1 protein-coding gene is annotated in these 1,148 nt (G+C 67.8%); it reads left to right on the top strand.

The genetic code is table 11. The features are described 5' to 3' along the window. Nucleotide 1 precedes the first annotated feature (1 nt). Complete coding sequence (locus DBR23_RS19480) at nt 2–943, top strand: ABC transporter substrate-binding protein (protein ID WP_108499301.1); 942 nt, start codon at nt 2–4, stop codon at nt 941–943. Nucleotides 944–1,148 lie beyond the last annotated feature (205 nt).

Raw genomic sequence — 1,148 nt, 5'->3', positions numbered from 1 at the left:
GGTGGGGGCGTCGAGTGTGGTGGGCAGCCACGTGCGGGCCGCGGGCAAGCTGCGCGAAGTGAAGCTGGCGTGGAACGCCAACGCCATCTGCCTGTCGGCCGCGCCGGTCGCCATCGAGCGCGGCATTTTTGAAAAACATGGTCTCAAGGTCGAGCTGATCAACTTTGCGGGCTCCACTGACCAGCTGCTGGAGACCATCGCCACCTCCAAGGCCGACGCGGGCCTGGGCATGGTGCACCGCTGGATCAAGCCGCTGGAGTCGGGCTTTGACGTGAAGCTGGTGGGCAGCTCGCACGGCGGTTGCTCGCGCCTGGTGGGCTACGAGGCGGCGGGCGTGACCAGCCTGCAAAAGCTCAAGGGCAAGACCATTGCGGTGTCGGACCTCAACAGCCCCGGCAAGAACTTCTTTTCGGTGCTGCTGACCAAGGCCGGGCTGAACCCCGAAAAGGACGTGACCTGGCGCCAGTTTCCTGGCGACATGCTGGGCCTGGCGGTGGAAAAAGGCGAGGCCCAGGCCATTGCCGATGGCGACCCCAACCTGCTGCTGATCCAGCGCCGCACCAAGGGCCTGGTGGACCTGGCGTCCAACCTCTCGGGCGAATACGCGGCCAAGACCTGCTGCGTGCTGGGCGTGAGCGGCGCCATGGTGCGCAACGACAAGGGCACGGCAGCCGCGCTGACCCGCGCCATCATCGAGGCGTCGGACTTCGTGGCCGACAACCCCAACGAAACGGCGCGCATCTTCAGCCCGTATTCCAAGGTGCCGCAGGAGGACCTGCGCGCCGTGCTGGGCACGCTCACGCACCGCAGCCACCCGGTGGGCACGGCGTTGCGGCAGGAGATCGAGTTCTATGCCCGCGACTTCAAGCTGGTGGGCGTGCTCAAGCCCGGCACCGACCCTGCGCGCTTCGCGGCCCACGTCCACGCTGACGTGCTGGCCTGAGCCTCCTCCCATTCCGTGCAAGGACCCTCTCCATGAGCACTGTTGCCGACAATATCCTGGGCGCCCCGCCGGGCATCAGCCCCAAGCCCTCGCAGCCCCCGCTGCGTGCGCCCAGCCCATCATCCGGTGCGCCCCGTGCTGCGGGTGCGCAGCCTGTCACCGCGCCTGACTTCAAGGCGGCCAAAGGGGCGCTGGGGTTCTGGTG

It is taken from the genome of Acidovorax sp. HMWF018 (assembly GCF_003061035.1).
In the GTDB taxonomy this organism is placed as follows: domain Bacteria; phylum Pseudomonadota; class Gammaproteobacteria; order Burkholderiales; family Burkholderiaceae_C; genus Acidovorax; species Acidovorax delafieldii.
The sequence above is the reverse complement of the archived record's forward strand: the minus strand, read 5'-3'. Positions and strand labels throughout refer to the sequence as shown.